The organism is Priestia sp. BR_2 (assembly GCF_041954005.1).
In the GTDB taxonomy this organism is placed as follows: Bacteria; Bacillota; Bacilli; order Paenibacillales; family Paenibacillaceae; genus Paenibacillus_AQ; species Paenibacillus_AQ lautus_A.
The window spans coordinates 1-18,597 of sequence record NZ_JAVFHM010000218.1; the positions used below are offsets into that span (position 1 = coordinate 1).

At 52.7% G+C, this 18,597-nt stretch carries 10 protein-coding genes and 1 riboswitch; all 10 genes read right to left on the reverse strand.

Translation table 11 applies throughout. The annotated features are described in order from the left end of the window. Positions 1–759 precede the first annotated feature (759 nt). On the reverse strand, positions 760–2,130 hold the full coding sequence (locus RB298_RS15665) for an NCS2 family permease (protein WP_192569711.1): 1,371 nt from the start codon (positions 2,128–2,130) through the stop codon (positions 760–762). Positions 2,131–2,339: 209 nt separating this feature from the next. Further along, a riboswitch (purine riboswitch) is annotated at positions 2,340–2,438 on the reverse strand. A 282-nt stretch (positions 2,439–2,720) separates the two neighbouring features. Next, a complete protein-coding gene (locus RB298_RS15670; protein ID WP_486047544.1) occupies positions 2,721–3,659 on the reverse strand; it encodes an NADP-dependent oxidoreductase in 939 nt (312 codons plus the stop codon). A 227-nt stretch (positions 3,660–3,886) separates the two neighbouring features. Then, the gene (gene guaA, locus RB298_RS15675; RefSeq protein ID WP_096776979.1) at positions 3,887–5,425 is read right to left on the reverse strand and encodes a glutamine-hydrolyzing GMP synthase; all 1,539 of its coding nucleotides are present in this window, start codon (positions 5,423–5,425) and stop codon (positions 3,887–3,889) included. 78 nt (positions 5,426–5,503) lie between these two features. Beyond that, entirely contained in the window at positions 5,504–7,828 is a 2,325-nt protein-coding gene (locus RB298_RS15680; protein ID WP_486047545.1) for a transglutaminase-like domain-containing protein, read from the reverse strand. Beyond that, the gene (locus RB298_RS15685; RefSeq protein ID WP_486047546.1) at positions 7,800–9,098 is read right to left on the reverse strand and encodes a DUF58 domain-containing protein; all 1,299 of its coding nucleotides are present in this window, start codon (positions 9,096–9,098) and stop codon (positions 7,800–7,802) included. The genes RB298_RS15680 and RB298_RS15685 overlap by 29 nt, the downstream gene beginning before the upstream one ends. Then, positions 9,095–10,102, reverse strand: coding sequence for an AAA family ATPase (locus RB298_RS15690; RefSeq protein ID WP_096776982.1), 1,008 nt, complete (start codon positions 10,100–10,102; stop codon positions 9,095–9,097). Before RB298_RS15690 ends, RB298_RS15685 begins: the two co-directional genes overlap by 4 nt. Before the next feature lie 255 nt (positions 10,103–10,357). Beyond that, positions 10,358–14,797 carry an endo-1,4-beta-xylanase gene (locus RB298_RS15695; RefSeq protein ID WP_486047547.1) on the reverse strand — a complete coding sequence of 1,480 codons (4,440 nt, stop codon included), beginning with the start codon at positions 14,795–14,797 and terminating at the stop codon, positions 10,358–10,360. Between the two features lie 57 nt (positions 14,798–14,854). Next, positions 14,855–15,814 carry a carbohydrate ABC transporter permease gene (locus RB298_RS15700; RefSeq protein WP_213580226.1) on the reverse strand — a complete coding sequence of 320 codons (960 nt, stop codon included), beginning with the start codon at positions 15,812–15,814 and terminating at the stop codon, positions 14,855–14,857. Further along, entirely contained in the window at positions 15,814–16,773 is a 960-nt protein-coding gene (locus RB298_RS15705; protein ID WP_036664362.1) for an ABC transporter permease, read from the reverse strand. Before RB298_RS15705 ends, RB298_RS15700 begins: the two co-directional genes overlap by 1 nt. An 86-nt stretch (positions 16,774–16,859) precedes the next feature. Next, entirely contained in the window at positions 16,860–18,563 is a 1,704-nt protein-coding gene (locus tag RB298_RS15710; RefSeq protein ID WP_192569717.1) for an extracellular solute-binding protein, read from the reverse strand. Positions 18,564–18,597: the final 34 nt, after the last annotated feature.

Genomic DNA, 18,597 nt, shown 5'->3' on the forward strand with positions numbered 1-18,597 from the left:
CTGAGCCAGGATCAAACTCTCCAATAAAGTTTGACTTGCTCATTTCTTAACTGACGAGAATTTGTTCAATTCTCTATTTCAACGTCCCACCGAAGTGGTTCGTTTTACTCACTCGTTGTTCAGTTTTCAAAGATCAACTTCTTCGTTTGTCACCAACAAGTTATCTCGTTAGCAACTCTTATATCTTATCACATCCGCTCGATCATTGCAAGCTTTTTTTGAATTTATTTTTCAAATTCATTTCAGCTTATTGATCCAAGCATTTGTTCCAGGCCGTATTTCTTGGCCGGAAATATAATATACCATGCGTCGAATCGGAACGCAAGTGTTTTTTGAAAAATTATTCATAGAGAATTCTACTATAATGCAGTTTAGTATAACCTGTGTTTACTGAGCCCCTTATATATTTAACGTAAGGTTTCATAATTAAAGGCACTTATGGCATGGCGAGAAGTCATCATTTCGTATTACAGTCTGATGATCTCGCCGCGCAGCTCCCACATCATCCAATACCAGCCTGTGCGCTTAGAGGTCATTAAAGAAAGAAAGCATTGCTTCAAAGGTTTATTCCGCAGCAAAACCTTCGGTTAATCCTATTTCTTCTTATATATAAAATACTTACTTAGTTCAACAGATTCTATAAGACTACCGAATCGTTTGTCACTCAACCGCTGTTGCGGCCCTAAGAAAAAAGCGAAAGCTCGGGACTGACTCCCAGAGCTTTCGCTTTATTTGTATATCATTTAGATTCGAATTTAACTATTCTGCACCGAGGAACGCGTATCGGATCAAGATAATCACAAACAAGATCCACATCAGCCAATGCACCTTGGTATCCGTGCGGCCAGTCAATTTGCCGAATACCGCAAGAATCACATATGCAATGATACCAGCGGAGATCCCGTTCGCGATACCGCCTGTGAATGGCATCAGGATGATCGTCAAGAATGCCGGGAAAGCTTGCATGAAATCGTCCCACTCGATATCGCGTACCTGGCTCATCATCAGGACGCCGACGATGACAAGTGCGGGTGCCGTAGCGGCCGAAGGAACAACCAGTGCAATCGGAGCCAGGAACAATGCCAGAATGAAGAGTACGCCTGTGGTAACCGCAGTCAAGCCTGTACGTCCGCCTTCAGCAACACCGGAAGTACTTTCTACGAAGGCCGTGATCGTACTAGTTCCGAGGAATGCGCCTGCGCTTACGCCGCCCGCATCCACGAGCATCGCTTTGCCGAGCTTTTTCTCGCCTTCTTCTTTGTTCTTCAGAAGTCCGGCACGACCGGCCGTACCGACCAGCGTTCCGAACGTATCGAACAGCTCGACGAATGTGAAGATGAAAATAACTTCGATAAGACCAATCCCGAGCGCACCCTTCAAGTCCATCTGACCGACAGCCAGATTATCGAACGAAGGAATCCAGCTCGCGGTGCTCAGACCCGACAAATCGGTAACGCCCATCGGAATACCGATCAGCGTCGTCAGCACGATACCGATAAGCAGTGCGCCTTTCAGCTTCAGGACCATCAGGATGGCAATCAGGAACAGCCCGATGATCGCAAGCAGCGTATCCTTGTTTTCAACGAAATTTCCAAGACCAAGATTGAAGGCACCGCCTGGTACCGGATGAGAGATATCCGTTCCCGGGTTGATGGAAGCCGTAACGATATTGCCCAGCTTCAGGCCAACGATCGTAATGAACAATCCGATACCAACGGTAATGGCGATCTTCAAGTTGTTCGGAACCGCCGTCAACAGCATTTGGCGGACTTTGGTTACCGTAAGAATGATGAAGACGATACCGGAGATGAATACGGCACCGAGCGCCGCCTGCCAAGTAATCGCACCGTTCGAGCTTAATACAACTGTCATGAAATACGCATTCAAACCCATGCCTGGTGCCAGCGCAACCGGAATGTTAACGAAAAAGCCCATGGCCATTGTCACGAGACCGGCACCAACAGCGGTAGCGAAGAATACGCCTTCCTGTGGAATGCCCGCGCCGTCAGGACCCAGGAACAGATTGTTGACCAGCAGGATGTAAGCCATGGTCATAAAGGTCGTCAAGCCTGCGATAATCTCGGTTCTTACATTCGTTCCGTGTTCCTTTAGTTTAAAGAAACGCTCCATTGTAGAGATATCCCCCTTAAATTAATGACCGGCAACATACAAATAGACCCTAAGGATAGATCCCTAGGGCCGTCGCTTGAAAAAAGAGCCGCAAAACAATCTTTCGCATGCTGCCGGGCAGCATCCTTATCGAATAACCGGTCTGCTGCATTGGAGCGTTGCTCCTGCTTGCAGGCCGATCTCGAATGCTGGACGAGTCCGCATCATTATATTGCCGCTCTTCTTTTCGTAGCGAGATCATTACGGTGACCTGTAGAGACTCCCGGGCCCATTCCCGGGATTATACGAAAAAGCTCGTTATTTGTAGTTGTCGTGTCGGTTTCTACACATATTCTAGGACGAGAAGCCCAACCTTGTCAACAACAAAAACGAATATTAAACTTGTCAATTTAAAGAAACGTTCGGAAATTACCTTTCCAAAAGCTTTCCTCTCTAGGACAACTGACCTACATACGACTAAAAACAACCCTAAAACCTGGGAAGATGCGCACATGATCATCGAAATCCGCCCGGTGAGGTGTTTTACATCCGATGGTGGCAGACGCGGGTCGAAACCGGACAGGCAGGATGAAATCGGATCGTCTATCTCCTTAGGAGAAACTTATGGCTATTTTACCGACAGCATGGTGGGTCTCACTTAATGCGTGGGCATCGTAAAGCCCTTTTCGCGAAAAAGGAAACGTAGCTCCCACGACGGCTCTTACCCTTTTTTGCTCTAACATATCGGCTATTTCCTGAAGCTGCTGGCCATTGGGATCCAGCCATATATTTTTGGCAGTCACGTCGTATTTTCTTACCAGCTCTTCATCAAAATCGCTGACAATCGATATGATTCGCCCGGTATGCTGTTTCAGTACTTTAAAGCTGTTCTTCTGCACGTCACCGCCCATCGTATCGAACACAACGTCCACATCCGATAATTCATCTTCAAATCGGGTCGTCCGATAATCGATCATCCGATCAGCACCGAGTGAGGCCAACAGTTCATGATTGCGTTCGCTGGAGGTCGTTATGATGTAAGCACCCGCTTGTTTGGCAAACTGGATAGCGAACATGCCGACGCCGCCAGCGCCTGCATGAATCAATACCTTCTCTCCTTTGGTCAGTTCACCATGTGTAAACAGCGCCTGCCAAGCAGTGAGTCCCGCGAGCGGAACGGATGCCGCTTCCTCCCATGAGATAGCAGCAGGCTTGCGTGCCAACAGGTGGTCATCCACCAAAGTAAATTCGGCATATGTGCCAAAACGGGTCGTTTCCGGGCGGGCAAACACTTCGTCCCCCACTTTCCAATCCGTTACCTCGCTCCCGATTTCCGAAATGGTCCCGGCAACATCCCATCCTAAAATAATGGGAAACTCCCAATCCATCATTTGTTTTAAATAGCCTTCTCGAAGCTTCCAGTCAATTGGATTGATCGATGTGGCGGCCACTTTGACTAAGACCTGATGCGCTTGCGGTGCAGGAGTAGGTACTTCTCTTTCCTGAAGCTCTTCCTTGCCACCATAACGGTCAATGACGATAGCTTTCATTCTTTTCCTCCTCACAGGTTCGGTCTTGGTTCGACTTCCCTAAAGCTCGCTCACCCATTGCACCTTAACGTATTATTTATCTTATTGGACAAAAGATGCATGCAATAAACCAGGGCCTCAATCCATTGTTTAAAGAGGAACGCTCGTATGGTGACCATCTCAAAAAAACCTTCAATCCCACGGATGTGGATTTGAAGGTTTTTTTGTTTAGTGCAGCAGTATAAAAATTACTCCCACTCGATCGTTGCTGGCGGCTTGGAAGTCACATCGTACACGATGCGGTTGACGTTCTCGACTTCGTTCACGATGCGGACGGAGATTTTCTCCAGCACATCCCATGGGATGCGCGCCCAGTCCGCCGTCATGCCGTCGATGGAGGTTACGGCGCGGATGCCTACGGTGTAGGAATACGTGCGTGCATCACCCATAACGCCGACGCTCTTCATGTTCGGAAGCGCCGTGAAATACTGCCAGATTTCGCGATCCAGACCAGCCTTCGCGATTTCCTCGCGCAGGATGTAGTCGGAGTCGCGGACGATTTGCAGCTTGTCCTCCGTTACTTCGCCCAGTACGCGAATCGCAAGACCCGGGCCAGGGAAAGGCTGACGATGAACGATCTCGTCCGGCAAGCCAAGCTCTTCGCCGACTTTACGAACTTCGTCCTTAAATAGGGCTTTGAGCGGCTCGATGAGCTCGAATTTCATGTCTTCTGGCAGCCCGCCGACATTGTGGTGGGACTTGATCGTATGTGCCGTGTCCGTTCCGCTCTCCACGATGTCGGTATACAGCGTGCCTTGAGCCAGGAATGCGAAATCATCGAACTTGCTGGATTCCTCATCGAATACGTAGATGAACTCGTTGCCGATGATTTTACGTTTTTTCTCCGGATCGTCCACGCCCTTCAGCTTGGACATGAAACGCTCCTGAGCGTCAATCTTGACAACCTTCATGTCGAACTTGCCGACAAAGGTCTCCATTACGCTCTCGGCCTCGCCCTTGCGCAGCAGTCCATGATCGATGAACATGCATGTCAGCTGATCGCCGATGGCTCTGTGAATCAGCATGGCCACAACGGAGGAATCAACGCCGCCGCTCAGCGCGCACAGCACTTTTTGCTCGCCGACCACTTCACGGATTTCGCGAACTTGATCCTCGATGAAAGTCTCCATGCTCCAGTTGCCTTCGCAGCCGCACACTTCGTACAGGAAATTCTTAATCATTTCGTTACCATGGACGGAGTGGCGAACCTCCGGATGGAATTGAACGGCGTACAGCTTCTTGTCTTCGTTACTCATCGCGGCGATCGGAGCGGATTCCGTTCCTGCATCCAGCTTGAAGCCGGAAGGCAGCGATACCACGTGATCGCCATGACTCATCCACACGGTTTGTTTTTGCTCAATCCCTTTGACAAGCGTCGAGTTCGGGGCGAACTCCAATTCGGCTTTACCGTATTCGCGCTTCGAAGCACGCTCTACTTTTCCGTCCAGCTGCTGAGCCATCAGCTGCATGCCGTAGCAAATGCCGAAGATCGGCAGTCCCAGATCGTAAATGGCAGGATCCACATGCGGTGCATTCTCGGAATACACGCTGGAAGGACCTCCTGAGAAAACAATGCCGCGCGGGGAGAGATCTTTAATCTTCTCGACGGGCGTATTGTATGGCAGAAGCTCACTATAAACGCCAAGATCGCGAATGCGTCGTGCTATAAGTTGGTTGTACTGTCCACCGAAGTCCAAAACGACGATGATTTCATTAGGCTTATTCATTACCGGGCCTCCCTTGATTAATGAAATTAATTATACGCAACCCCAATTCATACCGTCAAGAAAGAGGGCCCTTTGTTTTCATGCCAGTTTTTTGACAATTCGAATGCATTGGCGCAAAAAGAGTACTTTTTCCGTACGGGACCACGGTTCATCCTGGTACGCAGCCCGCTCCCAGCGCGACGCGAATGCCTCCAGCTCCGCCCTGAATTCGGCATCGGCAATCGACAGGGCGCTGACGTATTGACGCATGGTCTGCCCTCTTTCCAGATCCCCATACCTGCGCTGCAGCTTGTCCCAGACCCATACCGCCGCCGATACGAGTCCCTCCCGCCCGCTGACCGCTATCGTCCGGGCCATCCTCATGAAGGCCCAACTTTGGCGTACGGCCGGAATTCGGCAAATGACGGCCACAATAAGAGGGAGGATCAACAAAAGCGCGACCCCGAACATCACGGGACCGATGGCGGATATCACAAGGAGCACTTTAACGGCAGCGTAGATCATGGTACTCCACAAGGTATGCCATGACATCATTCCGGCGGAGCCGGAATCGCCGGCAGCCGAAGGCATGGACGTCCCCTCGACCCCAAAGCCCGGAGTCGGATCAAACAGGACCCACCCCTGTCCCGGGAAAAACACTTCCACCCACGCATGCGCATTCTTTTGGGCGACCTCGTAACGATCCATCGTGCCGGCCACCCGATCGCCAGGCGCAAATCCCGTCACATAGCGTGCGGGGATGCCCTCGGATCGGAGTAAGACGGTCATCGCCGTAGCAAAATGAACGCAGTACCCTTCCTTCGCATCGAACAAAAAATGATCCGTAAAATCCCGGCCCTCCGGTGGCACGGAGGTTTGCAGCGTATACGTATAGTTCTGCTCCAAATAGGATTCGATAGCTTGCGCCGTTTCATACCTGCCCGCGGCGTCCGATGTAATCCTCCGCGCTAAATCCTTCACCCTGGAGGGCAGCTCCTCGGGAAGCTCCAGATACATTTCTTCCATATATTCGGGATCGTCCCCGTTCGCACTGCGGAGCGCTTGCTCCTCCGGCTGCGCGTATAAAGTCTCCACGGTATAACCGGACACCGCCCTCTCGCCTTGCAAGGAAATCGTTTCGGACAGCCTGTCGACGGCCAACCTTGGCGCACCTCGCTCTTTGGAAGAATGCATCTCCTTCACGCGGGTAATAATACCTCCCGACAGCAAAGATGGGACGGGGGTCTCCCGTACAAAAGTCAGCGACTGCACGATCGTCTCTCCAGAAGGACGCTCCCAATACGGCAGGAAACCGCTCAGGTCCTCCACTAGCTTGACTGGCTTGCGGATGGAGGGATCTGCATCCCATTTCCGGCCGTCATATCGATTATACGTGTCTCCGCGCCAATACGTCGGTACAGGCGATTGCGCCGTAAAATACAATGCATCGCTGAGCGTCAGAGGGCCTCCCAAATCTTCTCCTTGGGAAGCATATCCCGCAACCTGGGAGGCAGGAATCGACGGTTCCGTATTTCCGCGGAGCCGATCCCCCCATCCCGCCAGTCGTTCCGCCATTTCCGCCACACTCAATCCCATGCCTGGCGAAGGCTCGCCCAAGCCCCCTCCTACTCGGGTAATCCCCGCGATCAGAACGGAGGCCAGCAGCACAAACAGGCTCCAGCGCAGCACTGGCAGCCCGGACAAGCGGCCGGTTCGCATTGGTTCGGGGAGGACCATTTCCGAAGAGGTTCCCTCCACGGTTTCCTGCTTCAGCTTAAGGATCAGCATCATGCCCTGGGCCAGCAACATGTACAGCACCGCGCGCAGCATATCCCCATAGACGCTTTCTTCCATGGCAGACTCCAGCACCGCCAAATAAACCAGCGTCGAACCGCCAAACAGCCAAACGGTCCGGCGATACAGAGCCAGCATATGCACTGCGGATACCATGATGCCCCAGCCGACAAGCAGGATGATCGTCCTCGTTTCCTGGCTTAAGATCGTAAACTCCCACGCATTTCTGAAAGCCGAAGCGTCGCCTGGAAGTATCAGCGAAGCGTAATCCGACAGCCATGCGAGCGGATCGCTATATTCAAACAACCGGGAACAAAGCCAGACCACCAGCCCGGCATTCAGCGGCAGCCACACCCAGCCTCGCCATGTAAACAACCCTTGAAGCAGCAGAAACAAAGCCCATAGGAATAAGGTTTCCAGCACAAACCGGCCGCCTGTTTCACCCGCATTCCGAAGGGGCAAGAGCCACTCTGACAGAAGTCCCGTCACCGGCAGCGTAATTAATATGCGATGAAGCAGCGTTCCGTGCGACAATCTGGAAACGAATACCGAAGGCACACTCCGTGATCCGAATGACCCGGTTTCCCGATTGCCGCCAGCCCTAACGGGCGAGCTGTCCGGTCCTGTCATGGACGGCACCTCCGATCTTGATAGGGTGCCCTGCCTCTACTGCTGGTTTTTCACGTACATACACCAGCTTCCCGCCTTTGCCGAAAAATTCGTGCGCCCACGGCGGATGCGCCTGATTCTCCGATGGAGCCGCCGCTGTGCTTTCAGCCAATTTCAACCGGCTTACGCTTTGAATGCAATAAATGGTCACCTTTCTGCAGCCCGCATTCAGGAGGCTTATGCCGGCGACAGCGGCACCCTGATGGAAGTACCCGGTGATGATAGCCCAATCCGTATTCTTTTGCGAGGGATTGAAGGATTGCTGGAATCTTCGGTTCCGCATCGGATCATTCCCGGTTAGCTGAACAGAGGCCAGAGGCACCAACGAATCCGGCTGCCCCTTGGACCCGCCTTTGCGTTCAATCGATGAACCCTCTAAATCCGTCCCATCCATGCATAATTGATAGGGGATTCTATAGCGGATAAGCCGGGATACCATTCCCGCTGCAGCCGATACAGCTTCTTCAAATACTTCCTGCGGTTTCCGGGCTTCATGGCCCTCATACCCTTGGAGCGATGTATCCAGCACAACGCCCTGCCTTGCTCCAAAGCCCTCATGAGGCATAAAAGATTGCAAGCGGCCAAGCTTCGCGGAATTCTTCCAATGAATCCGATTCATGGGATCCCCTGGAACATAATCGCGCACGCCCGATCCTCTCATTTCATTCCAAACGTTGAAGCGTACGCGTTCATCTTCCGTATCCATATCGCTTCCATGCATGGGCATCTGGGCCACAGGCCACTCCGCGGGCTTTGGCAGCACGATCAGGCCGCCCGAATCGCTGAGCAGACTTCGGTTTGTCCTGAACCAGCCGAACAGATCGCCCCATTCCATCTCGCTATAGATCGAAGACCAGACTCCGCGGGGAACCTGGTTCAGTCGGTAGGTATACTCAAGTCGTCGCCGCATGCCCGGGAACAGCAGTTTGCGATATGTCCTGCTGCCGATGCGGTCGGTGATGATAAGCCATGGCAGGGGAAGAATGCAACGATAGGCAACATGAACCGTCATCTGGACGGAGTCTCCAGCCTGTATGCACAAAGGGGAGCTTGTGTGCGAGATGGTGATTCGGGTCGGACCGAGCAAGCTCGTCATAGCCCCTCCAAGCAATAGAATCGTGGATGCCCACCAAACAAGCCGCAGCGATTCCCCGCCTAACCAAAGATAGAGCCCCAAAGACACCGACCAGATGGCTATGCCTCTCAACCATTCCAGCAGACGCCGTCTCATGAGGTGCTTCCCTTCCGGCTGCGCTGGCGCGGCAGATCAAACCTCGTAAGGATGGATTCTACCATTTCATAAGGAGTCACGCCGGCTGCGCGTGCATCATGACCGAGGTGAATCCGGTGGGTCAGCACCGGTACGGCAACGCGCAGGCAGTCATCCGGGATGACATACATTCGTCCTGTCAAAAATGCTGCTGCCTGCGAAGCACGGAGCCACGCTAATGTCCCTCTCGGACTGATGCCCAGGGATACGCCCTGCTGCCTTCGGGAAGCATCGGCCACACTGACCATGTAGCGTTTGATGGTGTCATCCACGAAGACGCGGGACACGCTCTGCTGCATCCGGATGAGCTCGGAGCCCATCATGATCGGCTTCAGATCCTCCAGTCTGGAACTGCCCATTCCCCGCTCCAGCAGCTCCAATTCGCCTTCCATGTTGGGATAGCCCAGCGATAATCTCATCAAAAATCGATCCAGCTGCGCCTCCGGCAGGCGGCTTGTGCCTTCATATTCGTACGGATTTTGCGTTGCCAGCAGGAAGAACGGGGCAGGCAGCGGATACGTATGGCCGTCCACAGTGACGCGCCCCTCTTCCATCGCCTCCAGCAGCGCCGATTGCGCCCGCGGCGATGCCCGGTTAATCTCATCGGCCAACACGATATTGGACATCACCGGTCCGGGCCTAAATACAAACTCTCCCGTGTGCGGATAATAGACCGATGCGCCCGTAATGTCCCCTGGCATCAGGTCATAAGTGAACTGAATGCGGCTGAAATCGCAGCCGATTAACGCAGCCACCGACTTCACCAGCATGGTCTTCCCGACTCCCGGCACGTCCTCCAGCAGCACATGGCCCCCGGCCAGCAAGGCAATCATCGTTAACGAAATTTGCTCCTCATGTCCGACGATAACGCTGCCGATCCGTTTGGTAACCCTCCCCAGAAGATCTGGCGCCCACTCCGGATGATCGGCTTCTTCAGCATGAACGGATGAACGATACAAGTACATCAACCTCCAACCTATATTCATAGATTATTTAATAGCGCTAGCTTAGAATCTTGAATCTATGAATAGGTTTTCCAAGAAAGCACGAAGATAGACGTCTTTTGCTAGAAAAGGATTCTCCTGTCCCGCATGATTCATAGCTCGCCGCCCGCCTGGCCAGGAGGATCTGCACGAAAAAGGCCAGCCCGTTGCAACGGGTGGCCTCCATCTCATTCATACGTACATGCTGCTTTTCATCGTTCACGTCCGATCATCGCATTAACGATTCACGGCCTTAATCAGTTCCCAATTCCAAATCCGGTCCAGAATCACGGCTCCCTGGGCACGCGTAAAGTAAGCCTTCGGCGCGATTTTGCCGTTCATGCCGTTCACGATGCCCGACCCTGCAAGCAGAGCTGCACTCGATTTGGCATATTCGGCAACCTCATCCCCATCGGCAAAAGCATCCAGCGCCCCTTCGCCCTCCAGCTTCCTGCCTGCCGCCTCCAGGGCACGCTGCGTGATCAGCATCATGTCCTGGCGCGTCATCGGCGTGTCCGGCGAGAAACGATTTCCGCCGACGCCTTGAACGAGCCCAAGCTCTGAGGCGATTTGCACGTGTTTGTAATAATAGGCCGAAGACGTAACATCTCCGAATGCTGCCCGGCCTTCGCCCGAACCTTCCAGTTCCAGCACGCGTACGAGCATAACGAGGAATTCGGCCCGGGTGATTTCGTTCTGCGGATCGAACATCGTTTCGCTTACCCCTTGGATAAATCCGCGGGATGCCATCGTTTCGATCGCATCGATCGCCCACGGCACATGCTTCAGGTCATGAAACGTCTTGAATGCGGAAGCGACTACAAACGTGCCGCCATGCGGCAGCGCTGCGCGAACGATCCCCTGTTTCGCATCATAACGGCTGTTAGGAAGAGGCCCGCCTTGCCCGTTGGCATCGATCTCCCTGACAAAGATATGGTCCGGTTGTGCCAGCTCTTCCTTGGTTGGTGTGTAAGGCACCGACCAGATCAAGCGAGCTTTGCCCGATCTCCACGACAGGGCCCGGTCGCCGGCAAGAGCCTCTACCCGGAACACCGGACGATCACCGATCTCCTCGCGAAGGGTTGCACCCAGATTGCTGCCCGAAGCTTTCGCCAGACGCAGCGCGACGGTTTCCGTATCCTTTACTCCGGCTCCCCGAACCCATGCGCTTGGCAGCTCCAGTGCGCCGAACTCCGTTTGGAGGATCAACACAACCTCCGAGTTCCCCAGCAGCCACTTGCCCGGCAATTGAATTTCGTAGGACTGGGCCTCTGTTTGAGCCGGGATAGCCACGATTGCTCGCTTCGGTCCTTCCACGCCGGCTGCCGCCCTGTCCAATGCCTGCTGAAGGACTTGGCTCGAGACTACAGCGAGAATCCGCCCGTCGTTGTTCCGGATTTCGAGTGAAGGCGTGTTCGGAGCTGGACTTGTACTGCTTCCGCCACCGCCCGCGTTTGCACCGCTTCCTCCGTCACCGCCGCCGTTATGTTCTCCGCCGTTTCCGTCTCCTCCGCCAGGAGCGGAGCTCTTCGTGAATTCCAGCACGCCGAACCTGGACGTGTTTTGATAGGACTGGCCCGTCGGATCCGACCAGATGGCCACGCTGTCTCTTGTGCCCTGGCCGTCTTCATCGTTGTTCACCTGCAAATCGAATCCGATGACCGTCCCTTTCTCAGGCTTGATCTTGTCGAGGCGGATCGCTGCTTCAACGACATACCCCCCGTCGGTCACCTTCGCTGCCGAAGTGAAGTTATCCTCGCCCGCATAACCGCCAAAGGAGCGCAGATTATTGAAGTTCATCCGGTACTGTCCATCATCTTCTTGGTAAGCATCCGTCTTTCCATTATTCTGATCCACAAAAATCTCTACCGAATCCTGCTCCCATACGTTGGGGCTCGCATCCGACAACAAGCCGTCGCTAACCATGGCGTAAACATACAGGTAATTCTCATCCCATAGCGTCCGGAATGTTGCGGTTGCGCCGCTGTTACCCTCGACCCACACGTCGGTTGCCAGTTCCGCGGCGTCCTTCCAGACGTCGTCCAGCTCGCCGTCCACCTTCGGGGTGCCGTAGCGGGCCTGGGCCGATTTCGGCGCAGCAGCGAGCGTAAGTATGCCGAGTCCGTCTTGATCGCTCTCCTGGGCATGCCTTGGATCGCTCCAGGACACCACCGCTCCGTTCTTGCCATGCTCGGAACCGTCATCCGAACCGGAATCCGTTACCCTGACATCGAAATAAATGTCGCTGCCCAATGCCCCTGTTCCGTGTAGCTGGAGAAGAGCCTCCCCCGCGTAACCTCCCGCGGTCTCTGCCGTGTTGGCGGCTCCGCGCTGAATCCGGGCTTCTTGCAGGGTACCGTTCACCACCGCGAAGATATCAACCTGATCCCCCGGGGCTATCGATCCGTCTTTCACGTCAACCCTGACATAGATATGGTCCTTGTCCCATAGCGTCTTAAATTCGGCAGACAACGATCCCAGCTTCTCCGTCTTAAATGCCGGAACCAGATTCCAGGAAGCATCCGGTTGTCCGTCGATGACGGCCTTACCCTCCACAGCCGTTCCGGTTTTTCTCACAATCGTTAGCCTGGAGGGATCGACCATTCCCCAATAAGCTGGCTTGGCCTGATATTGCTTGTCAAAAGGAAACGGGGCATCCTGGCGGCCCGTCCCCGCGGGACGGTCATGCAGCCAGGTATGGTCGTCTGCAATCCCCCACAGGGTGACATTGCTGATCCAGCCACCCTCCACGCCTGCATCAACGCCCATTTGGTCCAGCCGCTTCAATTCTTCAAACAGCTCTTTGTACCGATAGCCTTGCTTGTCGAGCAATTCCTGAGGAACGGTCTGGAAGGCGTCGGTATTGTTCGTGTACACCGAAACGTCCAGCTCGGTAAGCTGATTATCAAATCCCGCCTCGCCGAACATCCGGATGGAATCCGAGATTTGCTGGATGGAGGGCCCGCTGATATTGATATGCGTTTGATGGCCCACGCCATCGATCGGAACGCCTTCCGCCTTCAGCTGTTTTACGAGATTCAGCAAATAATCGCGTTTCTTCGGGTTGTGCGTGCTGTAATCGTTGATGTACAGCTTGGCCTCGGGTCCGGCTGCGTCTCGCGCCGCATGAAATGCGGTCCGGATATAGTCGAGTCCCGTTATCCGGTACCACTGGCTGTCCCGCATGCCGTCCGGACGCCCTTCGTCAATGACCTCATTCACGACGTCCCAATCGCGGACATCTCCCTTGTAACGGCCGGCCACCTCATGGATATAAGCTTCCAGCCTCTGAAGGACGAGCGCTTTGTTCTCCGGCGTGGCTTCAAGATATTGGCCCTTGTCGTCCTTCAGCATCCATTCGGCGCCCTGCTGATGCCACAGCAGCGTATGGAACCGGAGGTTCATATCATGATCCCTGGCATAATCCCTGATCAGATCCGCGTTAGTAAAGTTATAGGTTCCCTCTCTCGGATTGAGAGATTCCGGTTTCATCACGTTCTCGGCAACAAGCGAGTTGTAATGATAATCCAGAAGCTCCTTGTGCACGCCGGACAGATGCTTGGGCTCCACGGCTGCCCCGATCTCGAAATACTCCCGATACACATCCTTCAGGGCGGGAATATCCGTCTGAATGGAGCCCGGCAGAGCGAGCTTAATGTCATCGACATAGAAATTGGAAAGATCCGAGGTTTCCACGTACAGCTTCAATGTTTCCATATCCGAGCTGAAGCCGAAGGTTCCTTTCAGTTCCACCCACTCCGTGCCGCTCGCGGAGGCTGAGGCGATGGTCGTATAGGACGTCTCTGCTGCGCCCGCCGCTTTATTCTCCATCGAAAGCGATAGTTTGACCGCAGCGGCAGGAGCCTGCTCAAGCCTGGCATAGGCTGAGATCGTATACGTTTTTTGGCTCATCATGATGTCTTTGACGTCCTGGCTGGGCCCGTTCCAGTTGTTCGTCCGATCATGGACCTTTAAACCGTAGCCGCCGCTATGGGCTGCTTCTGGCACAGCTTCTACGGTCTCCGAATCGCGAGGTCCCCAATCCATCGTCGTTCCGTCTTCAAAATCCCATACGATCGTATTCTCTCCCCCCGGCATCCCATTGCCCGGGTCCGGTGCCGGCTCAATCAGCCGGACTTTGAAGTCGTCCATATAATAAGCGGCGTCCGGACTGCTCGGACTCTGCAGATACACCTGCAGGGCTGATGCATTGGAATCGTATTTGTAACGGCCTTTTACCTCCACCCACCCGTCGGCGGTTACATCGACCGGGCTGCTGAAGTTCACGTATTCGGGCTCGGCCCCGGTTTGCTGCATGGCAAGCTGAAGCTTCTGAGACCCTTGGGTGCCCTCCTTCAGATGGACATAAGCGGAAATTTCATATGTCGCTCCCTTGTCCAGCCGATTCGTGGCGGATAGATTAAACCCCGGTCCGTTCCAGGTCGCCGTCCTTCCCTCCGTCAGCAAGCTTCCTGTTCCTTCATAAGCATAGGTAGCGGAAGTCACCGTCTCCGTCCCCCGTTTGAACCACCCCTCCGTCCCGCCATCGAAATGATGGTGAATCACAAGATCCTGATCGGCGGGCGTATGTGCCGCCGCACTCCAGCTGGGCGGAATGAGCAGCATGAACCCGATCAGCATCAGGCTGATCTTTCTAAAGATCGTTCTCTTAGACACGGAATGCTTGCCTCCTCATCGGTTGCATGTATGATCTGTCCACTAGCAAAATCCTGGTCATTCTTTGACGCTGCCTACGTTCAACCCAACGACAAAATATTTCTGCATGAACGGATAAACCAGCAGAATCGGAACCGATGCCACGACAGTTACGGCAGCGCGAATCGAAATCGGCGTTACCATGTTCACCGCAGAGTCCTTCGTCATCCCTGCGCCGGCAGCTACTGCCGGGTTGCTGTTCGCGTTCATACTGGATGACAGCAGCTTCATCAGCTCATACTGCAAAGTGCTCAGCTCTTGGCGGGAGGAGGTATAGATGAATGCATCGAACCAGGAGTTCCAAGCCCCCACGGCCACGAACAGCGCAATGGTTGCCAGCACCGGCTTACACAGCGGGAAGATGATCCGGATGAAGATTTTGAAATCTCCGGCTCCGTCAATTCTTGCCGATTCGACCAAGCTTTCCGGAATCGTTCCGATATACGTCCGGATAACGATCATATTGAATGCGCTGATCATCGACGGGATCACATATACCCAGAACGAATTCAGCAGGTGCAAGTCCTTCATCAAGAAATATCCAGGAATCAAGCCTGCGTTAAAGTACATCGTCAGAATAAAGATCAATGTAATCGGCTTGCGGAATACATATTCCCGACGGCTCAGCGTATACGCCAGCATCGTGGTCAAGACCAGATTCAGCAGCGTTGAAAGCACTGTTCTTGCCACGGAAATCCAGAACGCGTCATATATCGTTCCCGAAGCGAATACCGCCTTGTAGTTCTGCCAGGTAAATTCCCTCGGCCAGAGATAGATTCCGCCCCGGATCGTATCATTCCCCGCATTCAGGGAAACGACGATCGTGTTCAGAAACGGATATAATGTGACAACGACAAGACCAATCATAAACAAGGTATTGAACGTATTAAAAAGGATCGGCTCTACGCTTTTTTTTCTGACAGGTTTAGTCGCTGCGGCAGCAGTTGCTGGCCCAGGGCTGATTGTTTGATTTGCCATTATAGCAGCCTCTCTTCCCCTAGCCGTTTCGCGACTCCGTTTGCAATCAATAACAGCGTCACACTAACGACCGTTTTAAATATACCGGCAGCCGTTGCTAATGAGTAATTGCCTTGGGCAAGCCCGTACTTCAGCACGAAAATGTCAATCGTTTGCGACCAGTCGACAACAAGACCGTTGCCCAGCAAGTATTGAACCTCGAAGCCTGCTTCCAGAATGTGACCGACCTGCATGATCAACAGAATAATGATCGTTGGCTTAATGCCCGGCAAAGTAACATGGAACATTTTCCGATAGCGGCTTGCCCCGTCCATATCGGCAGCCTCATAAAGCGCCGGGTCGATGGATGCCATCGCAGCCAAATATATAATCGTATTCCAGCCGACTTCTTTCCAAACATGCGACGCTCCGACGATTCCCCAGAAGTATTTGCCTTCACTGAGCCATTGGATCGGCTCCTTGATGAGATGCAGCTTCATAAGGACATCATTGATGATTCCGTCCGAAGCCAAGCTCGTCGCCACAATCCCGGTTACGATGATCCAGGATAGAAAGTGCGGAAGATAGGAGATCGTCTGTACGGTTCTTTTCCAAAATACTTTCCGGATTTCATTCAGTAACAATGCAAGGATAATTGCAGTCGTAAAGCCGAGAATCATATTGATAACACTCATTGCGAGCGTATTGCGAAGCACTTGCAGGAAACTATCGTCCTTAAAAAGAAATTCAAAATGTTTAAAGCCTACCCACTTCTGTTCACTAAAGTCTCTAGCCGGCTTGTAGTCCTGGAAAGCCATGGTCCATCCCCAAATAGGAACGTAGGCAAACAAGATGATGTAAGCCATTAGAGGCACCGACATATAGATCAACTGTCTCTGTTCTTTGAGTACGGCCCAGGTGATTTTCTTGTTTGTCTTAGGCTTGCGGACGGCAGAGTCTTTGACTACGGTCTCTTCCATAAGTTTGTTCTCCCCAAAACCCCATATTTCGTAAACAAGGAAGGCAAGAAGCCTTCCCGTTTCCGATTCATGTACCTTCCGCTGCTTTACTTAACAGACCAAGTGTCTCTTCTCCATTGCAGCACTTCATTAATCCGATCCTCATAAGCCTTGATGTTGAGCTTGCGGATATCAGTGACGTACTCATCCCAGACGCTGTCGAATTCTTCCGGTTTAGCAAGAATGGCTTTTGGCAAGTACTTCGTGGACAACTCATTTTGCTTCGTATTCACGATTTTCGCCTCAGATCCGTCTACCAGGTCGACCGACCATGCCGGGTAAGCAATCTCGTTCTCAGGAGCTGGACTGAAGAAGTCAACATAGCTGTTGAAACCGTATTGGGCAAGGAAGTTCTTGTCATACTCTCTCAAAGCGGCTACCATTTCTTCAGGCTGTGCAGCGCCGTCCGTAGCGTTGCCGTCCGAGAATAAACCTTCCATTTTTGGTGCTTGACCGTGGAAAGAATCGGCTTTATTCGCGAGCTTCCAGGTTGCATCGGTAAACAGATCGCGCTGCTCTTGCGTTTTCATGAAGCGGCCGTCCTTGACAATGTAATCTTCCCCTTCGATCCCCCAGGACAAGATTTTTTGCCAATCTTCTTGAATCAGCGTATCCAACAATTTGATAATTCTGATCGCCTGCTCTTCGGATGCGTTGACCGTGATCCCGAAACCGTTGTTGAGGTTCAGAGCCGGACGATCTTTGTAATGATCCTTGATACTTTCATCAAATACAAGCGGAAGACCGACATACGTTCTTTCATCTTTCTTCTGAGTAATCAGCGCGTCCTCTGCGCTTTGGAAGTTCCAGTGCTGGTCAAACATGCCAAGAACTGCACCGCTGGAGATTTTCGCCATATACTGGTCAAAGTTCTGGGTGAACGTTTCCTTATCGATGATACCCAGGGCATTCATTTCGTTCAGCTTTTTATAATAACGTTTGGCATAGTCCTTATCGGCAAAAATTTCCGCCTTGCCGTCTTTAACAACTACACCGCCGTCATTCGGATGACCGATCAAATGCTGAGGAGCATTGAACAGGCCCCAGTTTTTCCAGTCATAGTTCAGAATTTCAAAGCCGATCGTCGGGGTACCGTCGATGGTCGGATGCTTTTCCTTGTATTGTTTAATGATGTCAAAATATTGATCCAAGGTTTTAACCTCTGGATATCCTGCCTCTGCCAATACGTCCTTCTGAATCCAGAAGGCTGGGCCCGAATAATAAGACGAGGTAACATCAGCATTCGTTACACCGTAGTTTGGAAGATTGTAAATATGACCGTCATTCGGGTCTTTCATCATGTTCCAGTACTTCTCATAATGCTTCTTCAAGTTTGGCGCATGTTCTTCAATCAAATCCTCGAGCGGGATAAAGGCACCGGCCGCTGTCAGCTTTTGATTCGCTGTCATCATGTCCGGATAATCGCCGCCTGCAATCATAACGCCGAGCTTCTGGTCAATATCGCCTGCCAGGAACTCGAATTTGAAGGATGCTCCTGTCTTTTCCCTGATTAATTTATAAATCTTGTTGTCAGGTGTTGGTTGCTGGTCGGGTTGACCGATAAAAACACTCACCTCAAATGGTTCGATCTTATCCCCGTCCGTCCCGGGTGTTGTTTGTTCTGCGGAGTCCTTTGCTTCCGGCTGGGCCCCGCTATTCCCGTTTCCGCCCCCGCAGCCCGTAAGGCCGATGCAAAGCGACAACAGCAACACCGTGCTGAGCCGAAGCCATGATTTTGTCTTACCCCCCATAAAAGCACCTCCGTCATAATGTGGTTACATCGTT

Coding starts and splice junctions, on each gene's coding strand:
- RB298_RS15665 (WP_192569711.1), bottom strand. CDS start 2,130: ATGGAGCGTTTCTTTAAACTAAAGGAACACGGAACGAATGTAAGAACC.
- RB298_RS15670 (WP_486047544.1), bottom strand. CDS start 3,659: ATGAAAGCTATCGTCATTGACCGTTATGGTGGCAAGGAAGAGCTTCAG.
- guaA (WP_096776979.1), bottom strand. CDS start 5,425: ATGAATAAGCCTAATGAAATCATCGTCGTTTTGGACTTCGGTGGACAG.
- RB298_RS15680 (WP_486047545.1), bottom strand. CDS start 7,828: ATGACAGGACCGGACAGCTCGCCCGTTAGGGCTGGCGGCAATCGGGAA.
- RB298_RS15685 (WP_486047546.1), bottom strand. CDS start 9,098: ATGAGACGGCGTCTGCTGGAATGGTTGAGAGGCATAGCCATCTGGTCG.
- RB298_RS15690 (WP_096776982.1), bottom strand. CDS start 10,102: ATGTACTTGTATCGTTCATCCGTTCATGCTGAAGAAGCCGATCATCCG.
- RB298_RS15700 (WP_213580226.1), bottom strand. CDS start 15,814: ATGGCAAATCAAACAATCAGCCCTGGGCCAGCAACTGCTGCCGCAGCG.
- RB298_RS15705 (WP_036664362.1), bottom strand. CDS start 16,773: ATGGAAGAGACCGTAGTCAAAGACTCTGCCGTCCGCAAGCCTAAGACA.
- RB298_RS15710 (WP_192569717.1), bottom strand. CDS start 18,563: ATGGGGGGTAAGACAAAATCATGGCTTCGGCTCAGCACGGTGTTGCTG.